Source organism: Paraburkholderia sp. J94 (assembly GCF_905220285.1).
GTDB classification, from domain to species: Bacteria; Pseudomonadota; Gammaproteobacteria; order Burkholderiales; family Burkholderiaceae; genus Paraburkholderia; species Paraburkholderia tropica_A.
Window position 1 is genome coordinate 173,477 of sequence record NZ_CAJMZH010000009.1, and the last position, 19,103, is coordinate 192,579.

At 65.8% G+C, this 19,103-nt stretch carries 18 protein-coding genes; 6 read left to right on the forward strand and 12 right to left on the reverse strand.

Annotated elements, in window-relative coordinates; translation table 11 throughout:
* Positions 1-98: 98 nt before the first annotated feature.
* On the reverse strand, positions 99-1,460 hold the full coding sequence (locus U4Y88_RS20750) for an APC family permease (protein WP_321786037.1): 1,362 nt from the start codon (positions 1,458-1,460) through the stop codon (positions 99-101).
* 251 nt (positions 1,461-1,711) lie between these two features.
* Positions 1,712-2,542: a carbon-nitrogen hydrolase family protein gene (locus U4Y88_RS20755; protein WP_321786040.1), complete on the reverse strand. Its 831-nt coding sequence runs from the start codon at positions 2,540-2,542 to the stop codon at positions 1,712-1,714.
* A gap of 144 nt (positions 2,543-2,686) precedes the next feature.
* Here U4Y88_RS20755 and U4Y88_RS20760 point away from each other — a divergent pair, with 144 nt between their 5' ends.
* On the forward strand, positions 2,687-3,538 hold the full coding sequence (locus tag U4Y88_RS20760; protein ID WP_321786042.1) for a helix-turn-helix transcriptional regulator: 852 nt from the start codon (positions 2,687-2,689) through the stop codon (positions 3,536-3,538).
* Between the two features lie 70 nt (positions 3,539-3,608).
* Here the strand turns inward: U4Y88_RS20760 and U4Y88_RS20765 are convergent, their stop codons facing one another.
* The 6 genes from U4Y88_RS20765 to U4Y88_RS20790 form a co-directional block, all read right to left on the reverse strand.
* Entirely contained in the window at positions 3,609-4,040 is a 432-nt protein-coding gene (locus tag U4Y88_RS20765) for a rubredoxin (RefSeq protein ID WP_321786043.1), read from the reverse strand.
* Positions 4,041-4,083: 43 nt separating this feature from the next.
* A complete protein-coding gene (locus U4Y88_RS20770; protein ID WP_310630331.1) occupies positions 4,084-4,407 on the reverse strand; it encodes a hypothetical protein in 324 nt (107 codons plus the stop codon).
* A gap of 139 nt (positions 4,408-4,546) precedes the next feature.
* On the reverse strand, positions 4,547-5,104 hold the full coding sequence (locus U4Y88_RS20775) for an FUSC family protein (RefSeq protein WP_310630330.1): 558 nt from the start codon (positions 5,102-5,104) through the stop codon (positions 4,547-4,549).
* Positions 5,105-5,228: 124 nt separating this feature from the next.
* Entirely contained in the window at positions 5,229-6,635 is a 1,407-nt protein-coding gene (locus U4Y88_RS20780; RefSeq protein ID WP_321786045.1) for an aspartate aminotransferase family protein, read from the reverse strand.
* Positions 6,636-6,841: 206 nt separating this feature from the next.
* Positions 6,842-7,255: a DoxX family protein gene (locus tag U4Y88_RS20785; protein ID WP_205995712.1), complete on the reverse strand. Its 414-nt coding sequence runs from the start codon at positions 7,253-7,255 to the stop codon at positions 6,842-6,844.
* Between the two features lie 173 nt (positions 7,256-7,428).
* Positions 7,429-8,154, reverse strand: coding sequence for a pirin family protein (locus U4Y88_RS20790; RefSeq protein WP_065057591.1), 726 nt, complete (start codon positions 8,152-8,154; stop codon positions 7,429-7,431).
* 133 nt (positions 8,155-8,287) lie between these two features.
* Here U4Y88_RS20790 and U4Y88_RS20795 point away from each other — a divergent pair, with 133 nt between their 5' ends.
* The 4 genes from U4Y88_RS20795 to U4Y88_RS20810 all read left to right on the forward strand — a co-directional run bounded on the left by U4Y88_RS20795 (position 8,288) and on the right by U4Y88_RS20810 (position 12,525).
* Positions 8,288-9,196, forward strand: a complete 909-nt coding sequence (locus tag U4Y88_RS20795) for a LysR family transcriptional regulator (RefSeq protein WP_321786047.1) — start codon at positions 8,288-8,290, stop codon at positions 9,194-9,196.
* A gap of 546 nt (positions 9,197-9,742) precedes the next feature.
* On the forward strand, positions 9,743-10,306 hold the full coding sequence (ahpC, locus tag U4Y88_RS20800; protein WP_224013658.1) for an alkyl hydroperoxide reductase subunit C: 564 nt from the start codon (positions 9,743-9,745) through the stop codon (positions 10,304-10,306).
* 188 nt (positions 10,307-10,494) lie between these two features.
* Complete coding sequence (ahpF, locus tag U4Y88_RS20805; RefSeq protein ID WP_310632770.1) at positions 10,495-12,096, forward strand: alkyl hydroperoxide reductase subunit F; 1,602 nt, start codon at positions 10,495-10,497, stop codon at positions 12,094-12,096.
* 162 nt (positions 12,097-12,258) lie between these two features.
* Entirely contained in the window at positions 12,259-12,525 is a 267-nt protein-coding gene (locus U4Y88_RS20810; RefSeq protein WP_224013656.1) for a cupin domain-containing protein, read from the forward strand.
* Positions 12,526-12,543: 18 nt separating this feature from the next.
* Here the strand turns inward: U4Y88_RS20810 and U4Y88_RS20815 are convergent, their stop codons facing one another.
* The 4 genes from U4Y88_RS20815 to mprF form a co-directional block, all read right to left on the reverse strand.
* Positions 12,544-12,828, reverse strand: coding sequence for a HigA family addiction module antitoxin (locus tag U4Y88_RS20815; protein ID WP_224013655.1), 285 nt, complete (start codon positions 12,826-12,828; stop codon positions 12,544-12,546).
* A gap of 10 nt (positions 12,829-12,838) precedes the next feature.
* Positions 12,839-13,123, reverse strand: coding sequence for a type II toxin-antitoxin system RelE/ParE family toxin (locus U4Y88_RS20820; RefSeq protein WP_224013654.1), 285 nt, complete (start codon positions 13,121-13,123; stop codon positions 12,839-12,841).
* 96 nt (positions 13,124-13,219) lie between these two features.
* Entirely contained in the window at positions 13,220-14,641 is a 1,422-nt protein-coding gene (locus tag U4Y88_RS20825) for a virulence factor family protein (RefSeq protein WP_321786049.1), read from the reverse strand.
* Positions 14,638-17,250, reverse strand: a complete 2,613-nt coding sequence (gene mprF, locus U4Y88_RS20830) for a bifunctional lysylphosphatidylglycerol flippase/synthetase MprF (RefSeq protein ID WP_321786051.1) — start codon at positions 17,248-17,250, stop codon at positions 14,638-14,640. Before mprF ends, U4Y88_RS20825 begins: the two co-directional genes overlap by 4 nt.
* Positions 17,251-17,895: 645 nt before the next feature.
* Between mprF and U4Y88_RS20835 the strand changes: the two genes are divergently transcribed.
* A complete protein-coding gene (locus U4Y88_RS20835) occupies positions 17,896-19,068 on the forward strand; it encodes a porin (protein WP_321786053.1) in 1,173 nt (390 codons plus the stop codon).
* Positions 19,069-19,103 lie beyond the last annotated feature (35 nt).

Here is a 19,103-nt window from a genome sequence, read left to right on the forward strand (position 1 = left end):
AAACGGCGAGCGCCCATGCGGGCGGCTCGCCGTTTTTTATTTCAGCGCGTACGGAACGCGCGGTATTTTGAGGCCTGTTTCGAGGCTTATTTCAAGGCTTAAACCGCCATTTCCGGCGGGGCGCGGCGGAAGAAGCGCGTGATCCAGCCGAGGTACGCGAGGCCGAGCACGAACCAGACCACGCCGAGCACGATCGCGGTTTTTTCCAGGCTGCAGAGCAGCCAGAGGTCGGTGACCGCGCCGATCAGCGGGAACACCAGGCCGCCGAGCACGCCGAAGCCGCGCGTGCCGGCCGCGCCGCTGAAGTACTGGCGGATCACGCAGAGGTTCACCGACGTGAACGCGAGGAACGCGCCGAAGTTGATGAACGACGTCGACGTGGCCACGTCCAGCTTCAGCGCGATCAGGCCGACGATCCCGGCGATCGCGATGTTGATCGCGGGCGTGCGGAAACGCGGGTGGATGTAGCCGAAGATCGACTTCGGCAGCACTTCGTCGCGGCCCATCGCGTAGAGCAGACGGCCCACGCTGGCTTGCGCCGAGATGCCCGAGGCGAACTGCGCGAGGATCAGGCCCGCGAGGAAGATCGTGACGAAGATGTCGCCGCCGACCTTGCGCGCGATTTCGAACGCGGCCGAATCCGGGTCCTTGAACACGGCGCCCGGATGCGCGAGCTGCAGCGTGTACGCGGCGATCACGAAGATTGCGCCGCCCACCAGCGCGATCAGCACGATGGCGCGCGGAATGGTCTTTTCGGGCTCGATGGTTTCTTCGGTGAGCGTCGAGACGGCGTCGAAGCCGAGGTACGAATACGCGGCAATCGCAGCGCCCGCCATCGTCGCCGAGAGCGGCACGTGCGGCTGGAAGAACGGCTGCGCGGTCAGCAGGCCGCCCGGACCCGCGGCGGCCGCGGCGTAGTGGCAGCAGAGCACGACGAACACGGCGGCGATGCCGAGCTGCACGACCATCAGCACGATGTTGAAGCGCGCGGCCAGTTCGATGCCGAGCACGTTCAGGCCGCTCGTCAGCACGATGAACGCGACGATCCAGATCCACGCCGGAATGCTCGGGAACGCGGCGCCCAGATAGGCCGCGCCGATCAGCCAGATCACCATCGGCAGGAAGAAGTAGTCGAGCAGCGTGGCCCAGCCGATCATGAAGCCCAGATGCGCGTTGAAGCTCTTGCGCGTGTACGTGTAGGCGGAGCCCGCGACCGGGAACAGACGCGCGAGCTTGCCGTAGCTGAGCGCCGTGAACACGATCGCGACGAGCGCGATCAGGTACGCGAGCGCGGCGGTGTCCTGGCTTGCGCCGGCGAGCACGCCGTAGGTGCCGTAGACGATCAGCGGCGCCATGTAGGCGAGGCCGAACAGCAGCACCGACGGCAGGCCGAGCGTGCGCTTGAGGTGCGGTTCTCGCGCGCTATGCGAGCCTTGGGCGGGTGGCGAGGATGGCTTCATGATGCAGGTGTCTCCGAAATGCTGCGGGTGGGTTGCAAGGATCTGCGAGTGAAGTCCAGCCGATCTCTGCGCATGCGTGAGTGAGGCGTCTGGCTTCGTGTTGCACAATTTGATTCGGGGTACGAATCAGTGCGCGTCGCGAGCCTGACGCGAGCGATGGCCGGTGTTCGGGCCACGCTTCGTTGCTTTATTTTTTGGGTGCTCGCGGCGGCGCGCGTGAGGCTGGCGCGCGCCGCCGCGGTGAAACTGGTTTAGCGCGTCCGCGCGCGGATATTGAGCGAGCGGCGGCCCTGCGCGTCGTTTTCGTCGGCGAGATTCAGCGCGATGCGCGCGTCGTGCAGATAGCTGTAGTGCTCGCGGCTCTGCGCGAGCAGCGCGCGATCGACCGTGACCGGCAGCACTGCGTCTTCGTTCCTCAGTTCGGCCAGCACGTCGCCGAACGGGCTGATCAGCGCCGACTCGCCGGGGAACGTGAGGTTGTCGTCGCCGTCGCCGATACGGTTCACGAGCGCCGCGAACATCTGGTTTTCCATCGCGCGCGCCACGATCGCGCGGCGGTGCACGGGGCCGAACGGATCCATATTGCCGTTCGTGACGACCAGCATTTCGGCGCCGAGCGAGCCGATCGCACGCGCGGTCTCGGGAAACTCGATGTCGTAGCAGATCAGCAGACCGACCGTCATGCCCTTGAATTCGCAGACTTCGTAGCGGTCGCCGGGCGTGAACACGCCGACGTCGGTGGCCCACAGATGCGTCTTGCGGTATTGCAGCGCGATCTCGCCGCGCTCGTCGATCAGCACGGTGGTGTTGTAGAAGCGCTCGCCGTCACGTTCGGCGAGGCCCACGGCGACGGCCACATTGGCGTCGCGCGCGGCGTCGCGCACGCGGGTCAGCGACGGGCCGGACAGCGTCTCGGCGATGTCGCGCACGTTCTCGCGCGTGGGAAAACCGGTGAGCGTGGCTTCGGGAAACACCATGAGGTCGGTGCCCGCGCGACGCTTGCCGATGGCGTCCAGGGTGCGTTCGAGGTTGGGCGCGACGGCGCCGTCCACGAGAGGAATTTGCGCGAGTTCGAGTTGCATGTCTGTCTCCGATTCTGCCTCTAACTACGGGCTCGCGAGGCGTTGAGCTTATAAAATGGCCGCGCGAGCATCAGGAGCGGCTATTATCACCACGTTATTTTTGTCCAGGAATTACCCAGCAGGGGTACCCTGATCGGAGGACTCATGGAACCCGACTGGCAGGACCGCGCGTTCCATCATCACATCGCGACGCTGATCGACGCCCTCGACGGCCCCGATTTCTGGACCCGCGCGACCCGTGTGATCGAGCGCTTCGTCGCCTTCGACAACTGGGTGGCGCTCGTCTTCGTGCGCGATCGCGCGCCGCTCGTGTGCGGCGAGTCGCCGATGCCCGACGGCACCGTGGATCTCTTGTTCCGCGCGTATCTGGAGGGGATGTACCAGCTCGATCCGTTCTACATCAACGCATGCGAAAGGCCGCGCGCGGGGCTGATCACGCTCGCCGAAGTCGCGCCCGACAACTTCCGCATGACGGATTACTACCAGCGCTATTTCAAGAGCAACATCATCGGCGACGAAGTGCAGTTCAACGTGCCGCTCGATGCGCGGCGCACGCTGATTTTTTCGCTGGGCGCAAAGCACCATTACACGGAACGCGATGTGGCGCAGTTCGCGATGTTCGCGCCGTGGGTGATTGCGTTGATGCGCCAGCGCCTGGCCTATGAGCCGCGCGTGGCCGCCGACGAGGCCGAGGGCGCGCCGCAATCCGAAGCCGTGGCGGAACGTGTATCGGCGGAGGAGCGCGAGCTCGATTACGCGAGCCGCTTCGAAGCGGTCACGCAGCAGAGCGGACGCACGCCGCTGACCGCGCGCGAAGTCGAGGTCGTGCGGCAGAGTTTGTCCGGGTTTTCGACGCGCGCGATCGCCGAGCGGCTGGAGATCTCATTCGAGACCGTGCGGGCGCACAAGAAGCATATCTACGCCAAGCTCGGCGTCAGCTCGCAGTCGGAACTGTTCGCGCTGTTTTATGAGCCGCACGGGCGCGAGGGGGCTTGAGCGTGCGTGGGCGTCGGTAGATGACCCCGCGCGTCGTTGAGCGCGGGGCGCGAGCTTCAGAACGCGTGCTTCAGAACTCGACCAGCGCGAAGTCTTCCTTGCCCACGTCGCAGAGCGGGCAGCGCCAGTCGTCGGGCACGTCGGCCCAGCGCGTGCCGGGCGCGAGGCCGTCATCGGGCGCGCCGGTGGCCTCGTCGTAGACCCAGCCGCAGATCACACAGACCCATTGCTTGAAGCTGTCGTCGGCCGCTTGTGCGGCTTGTGCGGCTTTCGGCGCGTTCGTGTCTTGCGCGGACTCGGCCTGCGCGTCCCCACGCGGCGTGTCGAGCGCGACGACGAGCGGCGCCGACGTGCTCTCGCGGTTCGCGAGCCGGGTTTGCAGCGTGTCGAGCAGCGCGGCGGCTTCTTCAGCCGTGAAGTCGATCCAGTAAGGATCGCCGGCGCCGTCGTTCAGACGCTCGGGGGAGAACTGGATTTCGAGGGCGACGCCTTTCTTGTACATAAGCGAAAACGGATTCCTGGGCGTCCCGTGCGGCGCGCCGCGCTTAGACGAACAGACGGACCAGGAGCGAGCCAGCGATGCCGCCAAAGGCGATCAGCGCGAGCATCTGCAGCAGAGAAATGGTCTTGCGCGACGAAGCGTTCGGGGCGGGATGACGGGTCGTGGTGTTCATGGATGTGCGATGGTCGTGCGACGCGCGCGGCGGCCGGATGGCTGCGCGGCGCTGATGGTGGCGAAAATCGGTCGAAATCTCGTGCGCCGACGTGGGCGCGGCCCGGAGTTTCGCACGATTTCGCGCCTGCGGGGGCAATTGCGCGGTGACCGCGCGCAGCAGCCGCACCAGGCCGAGGCTTCGGCGCCGGCCCATCGGCACGACGCTGCTGATTATCGCCGCTAATCGGCTGAGGATTGCGCAGCGAACGGAGATGGATTATTTCGCGAGGGTTGAGAGCGTGGGGCGACTCTTTCTTCGGACGAGGCATCAGGCCCTTCTTCGCGCCCCCTGCTCAAACGTGTAGCCACTTCCTTTCCACCAACGAAAACACCCAGCAAACCGGCACCGCGCAGGCCATGCCGATCGCCACTTCGGCCACCCGGAACAGCGCCACGTCCCACACGGGGCCGTGCGTGGGCACGAGCAGCACGATGGTGGTCGTGATCGCGCCCAGGCGCGCCGCCGTGCTCACGCGCAGGCACCAGCACGCGATGATGACGACCGCCACCGCCACCAGATACGCGGTGAGATTTTCGGGCCCGAGCGTGGCCGCCGCGAAGCCCACCACGCCGCCCGCGATGGCGCCGATGAACTGGTCACGCGACTGCGCGAGCGTGTCCGCGTAGTCGTGCTGGGTGACGGCGATGGCCGTGATCGCGGCCCAGAATGCCTGCTCGGTGTGCAGCGCGTGGCCGATGGCATACGCGAGCCCCGCGCCGCATACGGCGCGCAACGCCATCAGCGTGCCTTGCGCGGCGCGGCTCTTGAGCGGCAAGCGCTTGAGCGCGCCGAGCGCCGATTGCTGGAGCGAAGTGAGATAGGCGGACAGATTTTCTTGCGGGTCGAACATCGCGCGTGCTGGAAAAGTCGGGCTGAAAACAATGACAAAAGTAAACGACAAGGTCGTAACACGGCGTGCCGCCAAGGCGACGCCGCGAGCCGCCGAAGCATAGCAACTCACGCATGCGGCTGGCTTACGCCGCGCACAGTTCTCCCACGCAGGCGCCGAAGGCCGCGAGCAGGCGGTCGACGTCGTCGGCCGTGGTGTCGGGGCACACCAGCATCATGTTGTGGAACGGCGTGATCAGCACGCCGCGATTGAGCAGATAGAGATGGATCACGTGTTCGAGTGCGTCGTCCATGGCGGCGCGCGCTTCGCTGCCGTTGCGCGGCGGCGTGGCGCAGAACTGGAACTCGCTGCGCGCGCCCACGCGCGTCACGCACCACGGCAGCGCGTGCGTCTCGATGATCGCGGCGAGTCCCGTCGCCAGACGTTCCGAGAGCGCGAACATCTGCGCATAGGCAGCTTCGGTCATTACCTCGTCGAGCGTCGCGCGCATCGCGCTCATCGACAGCGCATTGGCCGTGAGCGTAGTGCCGATGCCCGAGTGACCCGGCGGCGCATTGAGCTTGGCTTTTTGCGCGCGTCCCGCGAGGTCGGCGCTGAAGCCGTATACCGCGCACGGCACGCCGCCGCCCACCGGCTTGCCGAGCACGAACAGGTCGGGCTCGATGCCGTGCTCGCGCGCGTAACCGCGCGGGCCGCTGCTGATGGTGTGGGTTTCGTCGATCAGCAGCAGCGCGCCGTGGCGCTTGATGAGCGCCTGCGCGTCGCGCCAGAAGCCCGCTTCGGGCAGCACCATGCCGACGTTGGTCATGGCCGGTTCGGCGAGCACGCATGCGACGTCGTCGTTCGCGAGCGCCTGTTCGAGCGCCGCGAGGTCGTTGAACTCCACCACGCGCGTATGCGGCAGCAGGTCGTGCACCTGGCCGAGCAGGCTCGCGCGTTGAGTGGGCACGCCGTCGATCAGGTCGACGAAGACGTCGTCGACGGTGCCGTGATAGCAGCCGTTGAACACCACGATGACGTTGCGCCCCGTGGCCGCGCGCGCCCAGCGCAGCGCGAAGCGGTTGGCGTCGCTCGCGGTCATGGCGAATTGCCAGTAAGGCAAGCCGAAGCGTTCGGCGAGCGCCGCGCCGACCGCCACCGCGTCTTCGCCGGGCAGCATGGTCGTGAAGCCGCGTTCGGCCTGCTTCGCGAGCGCGCGCGCCACGGCGGGCGGTGCGTGGCCGAACATCGCGCCCGTGTCGCCGAGACAGAAGTCGATATAGCGATGGCCGTCCACGTCGCTGAAAGCCGCGCCGCGCGCGGCGTCGACATAGAGCGAGAACGGCGTGGACCAGTCGTTCATCCAGTGCAGCGGCACGCCGAACAGCAGATGCCGCGCCGCCTGTTCCGAGAGCGCGCGTGACTTCGGGCGCGCGGCGACAAACGCTTCGCGCTCGCGTGCCAGGACGCGCTGCGCGCGTTCGCGATTCACGCCACGGTATGGCGGATTGCGCGGGGCCTGCGGGTTCTGCGGGTCGTGCGAGTGCTGCATGGGGCGCTCCTGACTCCTGTGGGGTTCGGAGCATCCTCGCATGGCCGGCGGGCGTTCGACAATTCGGTCAAATAGCCTATGCCGTCCGGCCGATGGGCGAGCGCCGCGAAGCCCGCCGCACAATAAAAAACGCGCCGCTTCGCAAGAGTCTTGCGTCGCAGCGCGTTTCCTTCGGCTTGACCGGCGCGGAGCGTCGGCCCGTCGTCTTACTGCCGGTCGATCGAGAACTTGCCCGGACCGGCCACGGCGAGGGCCAGCAGACCGCCCGCGATGCTCACGTTCTTGTAGAAGTTGATCATGTTCGCCATCTGGTCGGCGCCCGTCATGTTCCAGAAGTGATGGCCGATGATCGCGGTCGCCACGGTGTAGAGCGCGAGCAGCACGGCGAGCGGACGCGTATAGAAGCCCACGATGATCAGGATGCCCACGACGAATTCCATGACGACGGCGATCACCGCCGAGAGCATCGGCGCGGGCGCGCCCACGTGCGCCATGTAATCGACCGTGCCGGAGAACCCGGTGATCTTGGACCAGCCGAACAGCACGAACAGGGCGGCCAGCAGGATGCGCGAGACCAGCAGGACGGCATCGTTGCCTTGCCCGAACAGGTTATGTCGCATGGTGTATTTCTCCGAAAAATTTGATTGAGGCGTTTAAGTTATTGACTTGATTTGCGCGCTCGCCGGGCGGCGGCCTGGGTTCGTTCGTATCGTTGTCGATCCATGACGTCGATACCGTCGACACGTCGAAACAGGCCGCCTGACTCCGGTTTGCACGCCCTGACGTGCAGGGCTTACGACCAGAGTTCCGACACTTCGATATTACGCAGATCGAACACCAGGACTTCGGCATCGTGTCCGTCGGTGAAGGTCAGTTCGCGTTCCGAGCGGATCCGCGCGCCGTCGCCTTCGCCCATTTCCACGCCGTTGAGCTTCACGCTGCCGCGTGCCACGTGCACATAGGCGTGGCGTTCGGCGCCGATCTCGACCTTCGCGCTTTCCGCGCCGTCGAGGCGGCCGGCGTAGACGCGGGCGTCCTGGCGCAGCAGCAGCGAATCGTCGGCGCCGTCCGGCGAGAGGATCAGGCGGAACTTGCCGCGCTTTTCCTCATCGGCGATGTTCTTCTGCTGATAGCGCGGTTGCGCGCCCTTCTCGTTCGGCGCAATCCAGATCTGCAGGAAGTGCACCGGCTGATCGGCCGAATGGTTGAACTCGCTGTGCGCCACACCCGTGCCGGCGCTCATCAGCTGCACGTCGCCGGGGACGATCACCGAACCCGTGCCCATCGAATCCTTGTGTTCGAGCGCGCCTTCCAGCACGTACGAGAAGATTTCCATGTCGCGGTGCGGGTGCTTGCCGAAGCCGCGCGCCGGAGCGACGCGGTCGTCGTTGATCACCAGCAGGTCCGAGAAGCCGGTCTGCTTCGGGTCGTAGTAGTTCGCGAACGAAAAGGTGTGACGCGAGCTGAGCCAGCCATGTTCACCGCGGCCACGTTGGTCTGCTTTGCGAAGTTCGATCATGTTCTCTCTCCAGTTCGGTGGGGCCGTTTCGGCCCGGAATGTTGTGCTGCGATGGAAGAGAGTTTAGGTCAATCAAAGCGATGTAAATCGCCGTAAAATAGTACTCACTGTCACATTGAAGTGGACAATCGCAATGCAACTCGACGACATGCGGATCTTCGTGAATACCGTGGATGCGGGCAATTTCACGGCGGCGGGCCACCGGCTGCGGCTTTCCAAGCAGTTCGTGAGCCGCCGCGTGGCGGCGCTGGAGGCCGATCTGGGCGCGCGCCTGCTGGTGCGCAACACGCGCAAGCTGGCGGTCACCGATCTCGGCCAGGACTTTTACGAGCGCGCGAAGCGCATCCTCGCCGACGTGATCGAGGCCGAGCAGGCCATGTCGGCGCGCCGTTCGGAGCCGCGCGGGCTGCTCAAGGTGAGTGCGCCGATGTCGTTCGGCATGGCGCATCTGTCGCCGCTGGTCGCCGAATTCCTGCGCGAGCATCCCGACGTGCGCTTCGATATGGATCTGAGCGACCGCACCGTGGACGTGATCGGCGAAGGGTTCGACATGGCGCTGCGTATCGGGCGGCTGGCCGATTCCTCGCTGGTCGCGCAAAAGCTCATCGACGTGCGCATGATCGCGTGCTGCAGCCCCGGCTACCGGCGCCGCCGGCGCGCGCCGCAAACGCCCGACGAACTCGCGCAGCACGACTGCCTGCCTTACGGACAACAGGGTCGTGCGCCGTGGGAATTCATCGTCGATGGCGTGCGAACGCCGTTCGAGGTGCACGGGCCGCTGCGCGCCAACAATGGCGAGGTGATCCGCGACGCGGCCATCGCGGGGCTGGGCATCTGCTATCTGCCGGACTTCATCGTGGCGGGATCGGTGGACGCGGGCGTGCTCGTCGAGGTGCTGGAGGACTACATGCCGCCGCCGAACGCGCTGCACGCGCTGTATCCGCAGCATCGCGAGGCGTCCGTGACGATCCGCGCCTTCACGCAGTATTTGCGCGAGCGGCTGGCTGCGCGCGCGGCAACGGCGCGTGGCGGCGCGCTTTGAGGCGATTTGGGCGCGCTCAGAACGCGTTTTGTCGCAAAGCCATTGAGGAATGGCGGTTGCGCCTGCATCTGATGAATGCGGCGCGCGCCGTAACGGACGACGTAATGGCGTCAGTCCCGCGGAACCCGGCGCGCATCGGGCGATCACAGCGGTTGCGGATCACGCCACGATCGCGCCACGTTTCCGCCGCCTGTTGTGCCTCGCGTGCCGCTGCTTGTCACGAAACGCGAGGCAACATGGCGCTGAAAGCCGCGCGCCGACCCCACGAACGCCTCGAAAATGCACCGATATGGGGCATGAACGGGACGGGGAAGTGAGGCGCGATGTCGCAGTTTCGTTGTATGCTCACCGCCCCGACGGTTGCTCGGGCCGCCCCCGGGCGGCGCGGACGCCCGGCTGGCGGGCTTCGGCGGCCTTCATAGGGCTTTTCCGGGGTCCGATAGGCACGGTTTATTCCCGCGATCAAAGCAACCAATTTTTCAAATGGCCGAGGATCCCTTAATCTTCGTCCATACCTTTTCCCAACCCAGAGCGAGGAAACAACGCATGTCTCTCATCAACACGAAAGTCCAGCCGTTCAACGCAACCGCATACCACAACGGCAAGTTCGTTCCGGTCTCTGACGAAAACCTGAAGGGCAAGTGGTCGGTTGTCGTGTTCTACCCGGCTGACTTCACGTTTGTTTGCCCGACGGAACTCGGCGATCTGGCCGACCAGTACGCAGAATTCCAGAAGCTGGGCGTTGAGATCTACGGTGTGTCGACCGACACGCACTTCACGCACAAGGCATGGCACGACACGTCGGACACCATCGCCAAGATCCAGTACCCGCTGGTCGGCGACCCGACGGGCGCGATCACGCGTAACTTCGACGTCATGATCGAAGAAGAAGGTCTGGCACTGCGCGGCACGTTCGTGATCAACCCGGAAGGCGAGATCAAGCTGTGCGAAATCCACGACAACGGCATCGGCCGTGACGCCAAGGAACTGCTGCGCAAGGTGCAAGCTGCCCAGTACGTGGCATCGCACCCGGGTGAAGTCTGCCCCGCCAAGTGGACGCCGGGCGCAGAAACGCTCAAGCCGTCGCTCGACCTCGTCGGCAAGATCTAAGCGTCGTTTGATCAGCGCGGTCGTCATGACCGCGTGACGCTGAAGTCTCACTCGCTGTACACGCTGTATCTCCGGGCCGCGCCCTCGCGGCGGCGGCCCGGACGCCTGATCCGCCCCTGTGCAGGACGGCGAAATTTGCCAGGCAATACTTAAGAATTCCCCCGCTTCTTCTCTAGCCGGAAAACGCCATGCTCGACGCCAATCTCAAGACCCAACTGAAAAGCTACCTCGAAAAAGTCACGCAGTCGATCGAGATCGTCGCGTATCTGGACGACGGCGAGAAGTCGCAAGAACTGCAGCAACTGCTGCAGGACATCGCAACGCTCTCGGACCGTATTGCTCTCGAAGAACGCCGTGGCGCCGCAGCCGGCGACGCGCGTACCCCTTCGTTCGAGATCAAGCGCGCCAATTCGGACGTGAAGGTCACGTTCGCGGGCATTCCGATGGGCCATGAATTCACGTCGCTCGTGCTGGCGCTGCTCCAGGTGGGCGGCTACCCGGTCAAGCTCGAAGACGAAACGATCGAACAGGTCAAGTCGCTCGACGGCGTGTTCTCGTTCGAAGTCTATATGTCGCTGTCGTGCCAGAACTGCCCGGAAGTCGTGCAGTCGATCAACTCGATGGCCGCGCTCAACCCGAATGTGAAGATCGTCACGATCGACGGCGCGCTGTTCCAGGGCGAAGTCGAGAAGCGCCAGATCATGGCCGTGCCGACCATCTACCTGAACGGCGAAGTGTTCGGCCAGGGCCGCATGGGCGTCGAGGAAATCCTCGCGAAGCTCGACACGGGCGCCTCGGCGCGTGCCGCTGAAAAGCTGAACCAGAAGGACGTGTTCGACATGCTGATCGTCGGCGGCGGCCCCGCTGGCGCGGCAGCGGCGATCTACTCGGCGCGCAAGGGCATCAAGACGGGCGTGCTGGCCGAGCGTTTCGGCGGCCAGGTGCTCGACACGATGTCGATCGAGAACTTCGTCTCGGTGAAGGAAACGGAAGGACCGAAGTTCGCGGCGGCGCTCGAACAACACGTGCGCGCCTATGACGTCGACATCATGAACCTGCAGCGCGCGCAAGCCATCGTGCCGGTCGGCAAGGGCTTCGAAGTGCGCACGCAAAGCGGCGCGACGCTGCGCGCAAAGAGCGTGGTGCTGGCGACCGGCGCGCGCTGGCGCAATGTCGATGTGCCGGGCGAGCAGGAGTACAAGAACAAGGGCGTGGCGTACTGCCCGCACTGCGACGGCCCGCTGTTCAAGGGCAAGCGCGTGGCCGTGATCGGCGGCGGCAACTCGGGCGTCGAAGCGGCGATCGACCTCGCCGGCATCGTGAGCCACGTGACGCTGCTCGAATTCGGCGCGCAACTGCGTGCGGACGAAGTGCTGCAACGCAAACTGCGCAGCCTGCCGAACGTCACGGTGCACGTGAACGCGCAGACGACCGAAATCGTCGGCGACAGCCAGAAGGTCACGGGCCTCGCATTCCTCGAACGCACCACGGGCGAGAAGCGTCATCTCGAACTCGAAGGCGTGTTCGTGCAGATCGGTCTGGTGCCGAACACCGAGTTCCTGAAGGGCACGGTGGCGCTCTCGAAGCACGGCGAGATCGAAGTGGATGCGAAGGGCCAGACGTCGGTGCCGGGTCTGTTCGCGGCGGGCGACGTCACCACGGTGCCGTTCAAGCAGATCGTGATCGCCGTGGGTGAAGGTGCGAAGGCGTCGCTCGGTGCGTTCGACTACCTGATCCGCTCGTCGGCGGACGACGAGGAAGATGCGAAGGTCGCCGCCGCGGTGGTCTGACGCGCGCGTCGTATCGAAACTTTTTTAGCAGTCTCTCTTTGCGCCGGCCTCGTGCCGGCGTTTTTTTCGTCTGCTGATTGCGCAATGGATACTGCGTGCAAGGGCCTGGCGGAAGTGACACACTGAATGCATGGCGCGTTGCCGATCGAGAAGGAGAGTGCCGTGGACCGCGAAACGTTTATCCGCACGCTGGCCGAAGAGGGCTTTCCCGAGCCGGTGCTCGTGACGCGCGAGTACGGCGCGATGGACGAACACGCGCATCCTTTCGAAGCGAAAGCATTGATCGTGCTCGGCGAAATCACGATCGGCGCGGATGGCGAGGAGCGGCTCTATCGTGTCGGCGATGTCTTTCATCTCGCCGCCGGTCAGCCGCATGTCGAGCGCTACGGGCCGCAGGGCGTGCAGTATCTGGCGGGGCGCAAGGGGTGATCGATTTGCGCCGCGCGCTCAGGCCGCGATTCGGCGCAGATCTTTCAGATTAACGTAGCGTGCGGCTTCTTCGAGATCGTAATCGGTCTGCAAGGTCATCCAGAATTGCGGCGTCGTGCCGAAGACGTATGAGAGACGCAGCGCCGTATCGGCGGTAATACTGCGCTCGCCGTGCACGATCTCATTGATGCGGCGCGGCGGCACGCTCATCGCGCGAGCCAGCGCGTTCTGGCTCATCTCCATCGGCGTGAGGAATTCTTCCTGGAGTACGACTCCGGGATGAACGTTCGCGAGTTTTTTCATAGTCTGCGCCTCAGTGATAATCGACAATCTCGACGTCGTAGGCGTTGGCGTTGTGCCAGCGAAAACAGACGCGCCATTGATCGTTGATGCGAATGCTGTGCTGGCCCGCGCGGTTGCCTTTCAGTGGCTCAAGCCGGTTGGCTGGAGGAATCCGCAGGTCCGATAACGCATGCGCGGCGTTGAGCATGCGGAGTTTGCGACGCGCGATCTCCTGAATGTCGGCAGGCAGCCGACGTGAGCGCTCGCCGGCCCAAATGAGCGCGGTTTCCCGGTCTTCGAAGTTTTGGATCGCCATGCCAAAGCATAACGCCACGCGTCATATGACGCGTGGCGTTATAGTCCGGCAAAGTGTGCGCGCAGTCAAGCTGCGCGCGAAAAGGCGCGGTTCGATTTACCCCCGCACCGCAATCTCCTTCTTCCACCCCTCGATGATCTTCGCCGCGAGCGCGTTGTAATCGCCGTCGAAGTGGTGGCTGCCGTTGGTCTTCACGAGGTCGATGCCGGTGTTCGCGAGCGCCGGGCACAGCGTGTCCTTTTCGTCCTCGCCGTACACGCACTGCACGATCGACGGCGGCACCTTCGCGAGTTCCGGGCGCACCTTGAGCGCCTTGTCGCTCGCGGGCATGCCGAGCCAGCCCGTCACGCGGATCTGGAAATCGGCGTCGGGCGCGAAGCCGAGCAGCGACATGTACGACACCTTCGCGCGCAGCGCGTCGGGCAGGCGGTTGTACGCGAACGGCATCACGTCCGCGCCGAACGAGTAACCCACGAGCGCGATGTGCTTCGCGTGCCAGCGCGCCGCATACGTGTTCAGCACGCGCGCGAGGTCGTGGCTCGTCTGCGCGGGCGGCTTCTCGCTCCAGAAGTAGCGCAGCGCGTCCCAGCCGACTACCGAAATGCCCTGCTTTTGCAGCGCTTCCGCGATGGTCTTGTCGAGATCGCGCCAGCCGCCGTCACCGGAAATCACAACGGCGAGCATGTCGGTCGGATGGGCGGCGGGCAGTTCGATCAGCGGCAGATCGGAGACGTCCTCTTCGCTTTCCGTTTGCGCGCGCAGATGCGGCGCGGTCAGCGTCGCGAGCTTGTCGGCGTCGGCAAGATTCGCGGCGAACACGCGCGGCGCGGCGCCGTTCGATGCGGGCGCAACCTTTGCGGCATCGGCTTGCGAGGCCGTCACGCCTTGCTCGAAGAAGCCCGGCAGACCCTTGCCGCGCGAGAGCGTCGGGTCGGCGGGGCAGGGCGCGAAGCGTGCGTCGAGCGGTTTCGTCGACGGATCGAGCGTCACCGCGCCCGCCATCGTATTCGCGGGCGACTGCGAGAGCATGCGCTGCGCGATCAACGCACCTTCGCCGCTGCCGATCGCGATCGGCGCGAAATACTCGGTCGATCCCTGCTGGCGTTCGAGCTGATGGCTCAGCGCTTCGGCATCGCTATAGAGCTTGTGGCAGGTCTCGTTCTTGATCGCGCCGAGGTTCGACGCGTAGCGCGCCGTGTCCACGCCGACCACCAGCGCGCCGTGCTGCGCGAGCGCGTCGGCGCGTGTCTGGTCGGCGGCGATCCAGTGCGGGCCCGCCGAGAACAGCACCGCGAAGCCGCGTATCGCGCCATCGGGCCGGGTCATCGCGACGTCGCCGTAGCGGCCGCCCGAGACGTGCTTGACGGCGCTATCGGCGGCTTTCGCCGTCGGCGCGGAAGTCGTGGAAGTTGTCGAGGGCGTGGCGGCAAGCGCGCCATGCGAAGCGCCGGCGACGAGCAGGACGGCGCCCGCCGCCGCGCGAAGCGTGCGCGGCAGCGTGGAAAAACAAGGAATCATGAACGCCAGCCTCCTGCCAGCAGCGAGAGATCCGCAAGGGTGATGAACACGCTGATCGAGCCGGAGGCGGCCAGATAGCGCGGTTCCCAGCGCGGCGCGAACTTGTTCTTGAAGCCGCGCAGCCCACGGAAGTTGTAGAACTTGCCGCCGAAGCGCCAGATCAGCCCGGCAAGGCGATGCCACGACGACGCGAGCGGCGTCGGTCCCATGCCGGAAAGCGGCGCCATGCCGAGCGAGAGCGACTGATACCCGGCGGCCTTGAGATGCAGCGCGAGCTGCGTGAAGAGATATTCCATCGCGTAGGGCGAAGCGCCCGGCAGATGGCGCATGACGCCGACCGTCGCGTCGGTGTTCAGGTCGGTCGTCATGAAGGTGACGAAGGCGAGCGGCTCGCCGTTCTGGCGCACCAGCAGCACGTGCTGGGCGGCGAGGTAGTCGTCGTCGAACGCGGCCACCGAGAAGCTCTTTTCGCGCGCTTCGCGGTCTTCGAGCCAGGCGTCGGAGATCGCGCGCAGCACCGGCAGCGTGTCGCTCATCTGCGACGGCTCGATGTGATCGAAGGTGAAGCCGTCGCGCTCGCCGCGCTTGAGCGCGTAGCGCAGATGCGCGCGCTGCGGGCCCTTGAGGTCGAATTCCTGGAGCATCACGCGCGCTTCCTCGCCGAGCTTCATCAGCGTGAGGCCCGCGTCGAGGTAGAGCGGCAGGGCGTCGGCGCGCACCTGATAGAACGCGGCGCGGCCGCCGTGCGCGTGCGCGAGCGAGACGAATTCGCGGATCAGCGCGGGCCATTCGTCGCGCGGGCCGACCGGGTCGTGCAGCGCGGCCCACGTGCGGCCGCGCTTGGCGTACATGAGGAAGGCGCTGCGCGACTGCGAGAACAGGAAGCTCTTGTCGCCCATCAGCGCGAGGCCGGCGTCGCTGCGTTCCTGCGCGCGCACGATGCGCGCGGCTTCGATCAGGTCCTCGCTGGCGGGCATCACGAAGCGCCCGGCCGCCGGACGCAGCAATTGCCACGAGGCCAGCGCGGCGGCGAACACGCCCGCGCCGAGCGTCGCGCGCAGCGCGCGCGGGGCGCGTTCGTCGAAGGCGAATTGCCACCAGAGATGCTGCGAATAGTCGACGTCGCGGAACGCGAACAGCAGCACCCACACGGCCAGCGCGATCACGCAGCCGACCGAGGCGAGCCACGCGGGCGTGAAGCGCTCGGTGAACAGCGACGAATGGCGATTGAAGCGGCGGCGCGTGGCGAGCAGCAGCGCGATCAGCACGCACAGCACGCCCGCCTCGACGAACGCGAGGCCCTTCATCAGCGAGAGCGCGAGGTTGGTCACGGCGAGCACGAGCGCGAGCCACCAGGCGGCGTCGAGGCGGCGAAGCAGGCCGCGCGCGACGAACAGCAGCAGCACGCCGAACAGGCTGCCGAGCATCTGCGAGCTTTCGAGCACCCAGAGCGGCAGCACGGTTTGCAGCATCGCGATGCGCTTGGCGAACGCGGGAGTCGCGCCCGAGATCACGAGCATGCTGCCCGTGACGAAGGTGACGATGGCGAGGAACAGCGGGGCGAGTTGCGAGACGCCGTCCGCGCCGCGTTTGGCGATCGTCGTGCTGAGCGGGTTCTTGAGCGCGCGGCCTTCGAACACGGCGAGCAGCGCGGCCGAGAGCGCGAGCGGCGCGCCGAAATAGATCGCGCGGTAGGCGAGCAGCGCGGCGAACACCGTCGAGCTGGGCACGCTGGAGCCGAGCGCGAACACCATCGCGGCTTCGAACACGCCGATGCCGCCGGGCGTGTGGCCGATCAGGCCGAGCAGCATCGCGGCGGTGTAGACGGTCAGGAAATCGGTGAAATCGATGTGCGCGTGCGGCATCACCGACCAGAGCGCGAGGCCGGCGCCCACCACGTCGAGCGCGGCGAGCAGCAGCTGCGCGACGAGGTCGCGGCGCGCGGGCACCGAGAAGCGCGCCCATTCGCGCTTGAGCGGATTGATTTCACGCGCAGAGCGGGGGCAGGCCGCGATCATCGCCACGCCGAGCGCGAGCACCGCGCCGCCGATGCCGCGCAGCGCGTCGGGCGAGAGGTGGAGCAGGCCGGAGAGCGTCGGCGCCGCGCAGACCATGCCGAGCGCGGTCATCAGCGCGAGGGCGAGCGCGAGCGTGACGCTCGTAAATACGGTCATGCGGCCGATCTGCGCCGCCGTGACGCCCGAGCCGCCGTAGACGCGGCAGCGCACCGCGCCGCCCGTGAGCGCGCCGAAGCCGGTCACGTTGCCGAGCGCCGAGCCGGCGATCGCGCCAACCCAGAGCGGGCCGCGCGGCACCTTCATGCCGAGATAGCGCAGGCCGATGGCGTCGCGCCCGACGAGCGCGACGAAGCTCAGCGCGGTGGCGGCGAGCGCGCCGATCCACTGGGCCGCGCTCAGTTGCCAGAGCCGGCGGATCACCGAGCGGTAATCGACGGATTGCGACAGATGCTGGAACACGACCAGCAACAGCGCGCAGATGCCGAGCGCGAGCGCCGGCGCGGCGAAGCGCTGCAGGCGCAGGACGCGAGCGCGGCGGCGCAGCGCCACGAGGGCGGCGCGCGCGATGCGCGAAGGGGAGGATTGAAGCATGGATCGGTCTGGCGAGTCTGCGATGGCGCCTATGCGCCGTGGGCGGCGTCCCCGGGGACGGCATCGCGTTCTGGTCGTCACGTTCTTCCGGCGGCGGCGCCGTTCGGTCGCGGCGCGCAGCAATCAAGGCCGGGACGGCGAGCCAAAACGTAAACGTTCGGTAAATGACTGGTAATGCAGCAAACGCGCTGGGCGGCCCGACGGTTGACTAAGCGGATAAAGAATCCCGGAAAGGGCGCGATCGGCAATCGCGCGAAACCGCGTTTGGGGCGGTATCGATGTTTAAATTTGCCGATAAACGTTTGTTAATGTCGTGTGCGACGGATTGCCGGAATGGCAAAAGTCGCGCGCCTGTCCCCGATTGTGGCGATTGTGTCGATTCAGAGCGGATCACTGCGGAAAACCTCGACTAAGCAAGCATGACGAACCCGCCCGCAGGCCCGCCGCGCAAGGCATCGGCGAAAACGGGGCGCGCCATTGTTTCACGGTGCGACAGAATGTTTTACGGCAGCGCGCGACCCTTTCTGAATCCGTTGTGACGATTTGGATACACGTCTTTTAAATCTTTTACTTCCCTCGGCGGCGGAGTTAGTCTGATCCGGTCGGGCGCTCATGACCGTGGTTTGACAGCGCAGGGAGAATGACGTGAAAAGACCAGCCTTGACTTCGCTTTCGCTCGCCGCGCTCGGCGTGCTGGGTATCGCGGGCGCCGCGCACGCCCAGACCAGCGTCACGCTGTACGGCACCATCGACACTTCGATCACCTACGTCAACCACGCCAACGGCAGCGCCAATCTCTGGTCGCTCGGCAACAGCAGCTTCGGCAATCTGTCGGGCTCGCGCTGGGGCCTGAAGGGCGCCGAGGATCTCGGCGGCGGCCTCAAGGCGATCTTCCAGTTGGAAAACGGCTTCAATCCGTCGACCGGACAGTCGGGCCAGGGCGGCCGGATGTTCGGCCGCCAGGCGTACGTGGGCTTGACCGCCGCGCAGTACGGTTCGCTCACGCTCGGCCGCCAGTACGATCCGCTGATCGATCTCGTGCAGGGCATCACGGCGGACAACTACTTCGGCTCGGCCTTCGCCACGCCCGGCGACGTCGACAATTACGACAACAGCTTCCGCGTCAACAACGCCGTCAAATACACCACGCCGGTGTGGAACGGCTTGCAGGCCGCGGCGATGTACTCGTTCGGCGGCATCGCGGGATCGACGGGCTCCGAGCACTCGTATTCGGCGGCGGTCGCCTATAACAACGGGCCGATTGCGGTCGCGGGCGGCTATTTCTACGCGGCCAACAGTCCGGCCGGTCTTGGCATCCGCACCGACGGCTGGACCAGCACATCGGACGGCACCTTCGACGGGCCGGTCAATTCCGGGTATGTGAGCGCACACTCACTTTCCATCGCGCGGGCGGCGGCGCAGTATTCGGCGGGGCTGTTCACGTTCGGGCTCGGCTACAGCAACGCGCAGTACGCGCCCGACGCAAGCTCGGTTTTCCGCGATACCGAGCGCTACAACACTGGCCAGGGTTTCGTGAACTACCAGCTCAGTCCGGCGCTGCTGCTCGGTCTCGGCTACACCTATACGCACGCGAACGGCGATACGAACGCGAACTACCATCAGGTGTCGATCGGCGCGGACTACAGCCTGTCGAAGCGCACCGATCTCTATATGACCGCCGCCTGGCAGCACGCGAGCGGCGAGCAGGGCGACGGCTCGGGCGGCTCGATGCCGGCGGAAGCGTCGATCGGCTCATATGGCTACAACGGCACCTCGTCGCAGACGATGGTGAACTTCGGGTTGCGGCATAAGTTCTGACGGGCGCGTTCTCATAGCGGTTCCGTCGCGGCTTT

Excerpts from the sequence above, each read along its gene's own strand:
- U4Y88_RS20815 (WP_224013655.1), bottom strand. The coding sequence starts at position 12,828 with ATGAAAAAACTCGCGAACGTTCATCCCGGAGTCGTACTCCAGGAAGAA.
- U4Y88_RS20825 (WP_321786049.1), bottom strand. The coding sequence starts at position 14,641 with ATGATTCCTTGTTTTTCCACGCTGCCGCGCACGCTTCGCGCGGCGGCG.
- U4Y88_RS20795 (WP_321786047.1), top strand. The coding sequence starts at position 8,288 with ATGCAACTCGACGACATGCGGATCTTCGTGAATACCGTGGATGCGGGC.
- U4Y88_RS20755 (WP_321786040.1), bottom strand. The coding sequence starts at position 2,542 with ATGCAACTCGAACTCGCGCAAATTCCTCTCGTGGACGGCGCCGTCGCG.
- U4Y88_RS20760 (WP_321786042.1), top strand. The coding sequence starts at position 2,687 with ATGGAACCCGACTGGCAGGACCGCGCGTTCCATCATCACATCGCGACG.
- U4Y88_RS20820 (WP_224013654.1), bottom strand. The coding sequence starts at position 13,123 with ATGGCGATCCAAAACTTCGAAGACCGGGAAACCGCGCTCATTTGGGCC.
- ahpF (WP_310632770.1), top strand. The coding sequence starts at position 10,495 with ATGCTCGACGCCAATCTCAAGACCCAACTGAAAAGCTACCTCGAAAAA.
- U4Y88_RS20785 (WP_205995712.1), bottom strand. The coding sequence starts at position 7,255 with ATGCGACATAACCTGTTCGGGCAAGGCAACGATGCCGTCCTGCTGGTC.
- ahpC (WP_224013658.1), top strand. The coding sequence starts at position 9,743 with ATGTCTCTCATCAACACGAAAGTCCAGCCGTTCAACGCAACCGCATAC.
- U4Y88_RS20765 (WP_321786043.1), bottom strand. The coding sequence starts at position 4,040 with ATGTACAAGAAAGGCGTCGCCCTCGAAATCCAGTTCTCCCCCGAGCGT.
- U4Y88_RS20770 (WP_310630331.1), bottom strand. The coding sequence starts at position 4,407 with ATGGGCCGGCGCCGAAGCCTCGGCCTGGTGCGGCTGCTGCGCGCGGTC.
- U4Y88_RS20750 (WP_321786037.1), bottom strand. The coding sequence starts at position 1,460 with ATGAAGCCATCCTCGCCACCCGCCCAAGGCTCGCATAGCGCGCGAGAA.
- U4Y88_RS20780 (WP_321786045.1), bottom strand. The coding sequence starts at position 6,635 with ATGCAGCACTCGCACGACCCGCAGAACCCGCAGGCCCCGCGCAATCCG.
- mprF (WP_321786051.1), bottom strand. The coding sequence starts at position 17,250 with ATGCTTCAATCCTCCCCTTCGCGCATCGCGCGCGCCGCCCTCGTGGCG.
- U4Y88_RS20790 (WP_065057591.1), bottom strand. The coding sequence starts at position 8,154 with ATGATCGAACTTCGCAAAGCAGACCAACGTGGCCGCGGTGAACATGGC.
- U4Y88_RS20775 (WP_310630330.1), bottom strand. The coding sequence starts at position 5,104 with ATGTTCGACCCGCAAGAAAATCTGTCCGCCTATCTCACTTCGCTCCAG.